The sequence below is a fragment of the Bradyrhizobium sp. genome, from assembly GCF_028868675.1.
Lineage (GTDB): Bacteria > Pseudomonadota > Alphaproteobacteria > Rhizobiales > Xanthobacteraceae > Bradyrhizobium.
The window spans coordinates 1-3,432 of sequence record NZ_JAGWUA010000317.1; the positions used below are offsets into that span (position 1 = coordinate 1).

The 3,432-nt window shown below is 64.7% G+C and carries 3 protein-coding genes; all 3 read right to left on the bottom strand.

Annotated features, from left to right (window positions below; genetic code table 11):
- Nucleotides 1-830, bottom strand: an 830-nt coding sequence (locus KGM94_RS24335; protein WP_300265011.1) for a branched-chain amino acid ABC transporter permease, incomplete at its 3' end; no start/stop codon positions are given.
- Nucleotides 831-838: 8 nt separating this feature from the next.
- The gene (locus tag KGM94_RS24340; RefSeq protein ID WP_300265014.1) at nt 839-1,708 is read right to left on the bottom strand and encodes a branched-chain amino acid ABC transporter permease; all 870 of its coding nucleotides are present in this window, start codon (nt 1,706-1,708) and stop codon (nt 839-841) included.
- Between the two features lie 168 nt (nt 1,709-1,876).
- On the bottom strand, nt 1,877-3,058 hold the full coding sequence (locus KGM94_RS24345; RefSeq protein WP_300265016.1) for an ABC transporter substrate-binding protein: 1,182 nt from the start codon (nt 3,056-3,058) through the stop codon (nt 1,877-1,879).
- Nucleotides 3,059-3,432 lie beyond the last annotated feature (374 nt).

Consider the following 3,432-nt stretch of genomic DNA (forward strand, 5'->3'; position numbering starts at 1 on the left):
ACCGCGCCGATCAGGCCGCCATAGAGATAGCCGGTGCCGCCGATCACGAGCACCAGCATCAGGTCGGCGGATCGCTCGAACGCGAACACGTCGAGCGAGGCGATCGCCGTGGTCTGGGTGAACAGCGCGCCCGCGACGCCGGCATAGAAGGCCGCGAGCGTATAGATCGCGATCAGGCGGCGGTTGACGGGGATGCCGATCGCGGCGGCGCGCAGCGGATTGTTCTTGATCGCGCGCAGCGACAGGCCGAACGGCGAATGCACGACGCGGCGGGCGAACAGGAACAGCAGAAACAGCACCGCAAGCGAGTAGAAGAAGCCGGTCTTGCCGAACATGTCGAAGGCGAGATGCCCGAAGATCGGCTGCATCTCGATGCCCTGCAGGCCGTCGGTGCCGCCGGTGATGTTGGAATAGCGCTCGGCGAGCGCTTCCAGCAGCAGCGCGATGCCGAGCGTCACCATCAGCCGGGTCAGGTCGACGCCGCGGATCACCAGGAAACTGGTGGCGAAGCCCAGCACCATCGCGGCAAGGCCCGCGACGATCAGCGCCAGCACCGGCTCGGTGACGATGCCGTGCAGCGAGAGCAGGCCAGCGGCGTAGGCGCCGACGCCGAAGAACGCCGCGTGCCCGAGCGAAACGATGCCGGCATAGCCGAGGATCAGGTCGAGCGACAGCGTGAACAGCGCAAGCCGCACGATGTCGGTCATGATCAGATAGCGCGAGGGAAACAGGAAGCCGCAAACCGCAACGATCGCCCAGAACGCGAACTCGCCGTAATGCCAGCGCCCGTGGCGACCGGCGTGATATCCGACGTCGGAGGCAGCGTTCATCGGCGCACTCAACGCGCGGCGGTGCGGCCGAACAGGCCGTTCGGGCGCCAGATCAGGATCACGATCATCATGGTGTAGATCACGAACGGTCCCATCTTCGGCACGTAGTATTTACCGGCGACATCGCCGATGCCGAGCAGCAGCGAGGCCAGGAACGGTCCGGTTATGGAGGAGGAGCCACCGACGGTGACGACGATCAGGAAGTAGATCATGAACTTCAGCGGGAAATAGGGATCGAGGCCGAGGATCTCGGCGCTCAGCGCACCGCCCAATCCCGCCAGCCCGCAGCCGAAGGCGAAGGTGAAGGCGAACACCTGCGGCACGTTGATGCCGAGCCCGCTCGCCGCGCGCGGATCGTCCACCGCAGCCCTGAGGCGGCTGCCGAACCGCGTCCTGGCCAGCACCAACTGCAGCGCGACGGTCAGGAGTCCGCAGATCACGATGATCATCAGCCGGTAGCGGCCGATGCCGACGCCGAAGACGTCGAACTGCCCCTGCAGCGCCTGCGGCAGATTGATGAAGACGCGCGAAGATCCCATGAGCCAGTCGACGGCGGCGACCGACATGAAGGTCAGGCCGATGGTGAACAGCACCTGGTCGAGATGGCCGCGCGTATAGAGGTGGCGGTAGAGCGTGCGCTCCAGCACGATGCCGATCAGCGCCGCGGAGACGAAGGCGAGCGGCAGCGCGGTGAAGAACGGCCAGCCGTGCTGGTTGACCAGCAGCATGCAGACATAGCCGCCGGTCATGGCGAAGGCGCCGTGGGCGAGATTGACGAAGTTCATCAATCCGAGCGTGACCGCGAGCCCGCAGGCGAGCACGAACAGCAGCATCCCGTAGGCGACGCCATCGAACAGGTTGGTGAGGACTGCGGTCATCAGCTCTACTTGAGCTCTACTTGGAGTTTGTCGTCATGGCCGGGCTCGTCCCGGCCATCCACGTTCTCGTTGCGCCAATTGCGTGGATGCCCGGGTCAGGCCCGGGCATGACGCAGAGGGTCCGGGGCAGGCGCGCCCCACGATGTGCAATGGCACATCGGGGACGGGTCACTTCTTGGTCTTGCCGGGATCCTTGACGGCCTCGAAGGTGGCGAATTCGACGTTGTAGAGTTCGCCGTCGACCTTCTCGACCTTGCGGATGTAGATGTTCTGCACGATGTCGCGGGTGTCCGGATCGATGGAGATCGGGCCGCGCGGGCTCTCCCACTTCATGCCCTTCATCGCCGCGATCAGCTTGTCGCCGTCGGTGCTGCCGCCGGTCTTCTTCAGCGCCTCGTAGATCAGGTGGATGCCGTCATAGCCGCTCACCGCCATGAAGCCGGGGCGGCTATTGAAGGCCTTCTTGTAGGCCGCGACGAAATCCTTGTTCATCTGCGAGGGATGGGCCGCCGAATAGAGGTGCGCCGTGACCGCGCCGAGCGCCGCGTCGCCCATGTTGTTCAGGAGGTCGTCGTCCATGACGTCGCCCGGGCCGATCACCTTGATGCCGGCCTTGTCGAGCCCGCGCTCGGCATATTGCTTCATGAAGTTGCCGCCCTGGCCGGCCGGAACGAACACATAGACGGCGTCGGGCTTGGAATCCTTCATGCGCTGCAGGAACGGCGCGAAGTCGGGATTGGCGAGCGGCACCTTGACCTCTTCGACGATCTCGCCTCCGCCGGCGGTGAAGTTCTGCTTGAAGAAGTTGAGCGCGTCGTTGCCGGGCGCGTAGTCGGAGGTGAGCGTCGCCACCTTCTTGATGCCGTTCTTCGCCGCCCAGTCGCCGATGATGGTGGCGGACTGCGCCAGCGTGAAGCTGGTGCGCACGATGTAGGGCGAGCGCTCGGTGATGATGGAGGTGCCGGCCGCCATCACGACTTCCGGGATCTTGGCCTGCGTCGCCAGCGGCGCCGCCGCGAGCGCGGCCGGCGTCACGCCGAAGCCGGCGATGAAGTTGACCTTGTCGTTGACGATCAGTTCCTGCGCGGCGGTCTTGGTCTTGTCCGGCACCGCGCCGTCGTCCTTGAGGAGGATCTCGATCTTCTTGCCGGCGACGGTGTCGCCGTTCTGCTGCATGTAGAGCTTGATCGCGTTCTCGATCTGCTTGCCGGTCGAGGCCTGGCCGCCGGTCATCGGCAGGATCAGGCCGATCTTGACGGTCTCCTGGGCCTGCGCGGGCACGGCCGCCGAGAGGCCCGCGACCGCCGCCGCGGTCGCCGCCCATGAAAGCATCTTGCTACGAACGAACATCAACGTCCCTCCCATTGTCCTGTCCTGTGCCGCGAACCGAGTGCCCGGCTCTTGCCTCACAATAGCTCACAACCGCACCATGAGGCGCGGCCAGATGGCGTCCTTCGCTGCCCTGCTGTCAATCGGACGAAGGGCGAGCCTTCGAGTCTTCGCAATTGACGGTCCAAGCAAAGCCTGTTGGCGGCACCGCAGCACCGGCCATTGGCTTCAACAATTTGTACGCTTGTACAAGTAAACTGGTCTTGTCAACGAAAAAACTCTTGGACTGACCAAGCGAAGTGTCGCGCTACGAAACCGGACGTGAGCGCGGATCAATCACCACCTCGTCCACGGCAGCCATTGCAGCCCAGCGCGCGGCTAGGCCGATCGATCTA

What these genes read in the sequence shown, in the direction of transcription:
- KGM94_RS24340 (WP_300265014.1), bottom strand. Translation starts at nt 1,708, where the DNA reads ATGACCGCAGTCCTCACCAACCTGTTCGATGGCGTCGCCTACGGGATG.
- KGM94_RS24345 (WP_300265016.1), bottom strand. Translation starts at nt 3,058, where the DNA reads ATGTTCGTTCGTAGCAAGATGCTTTCATGGGCGGCGACCGCGGCGGCG.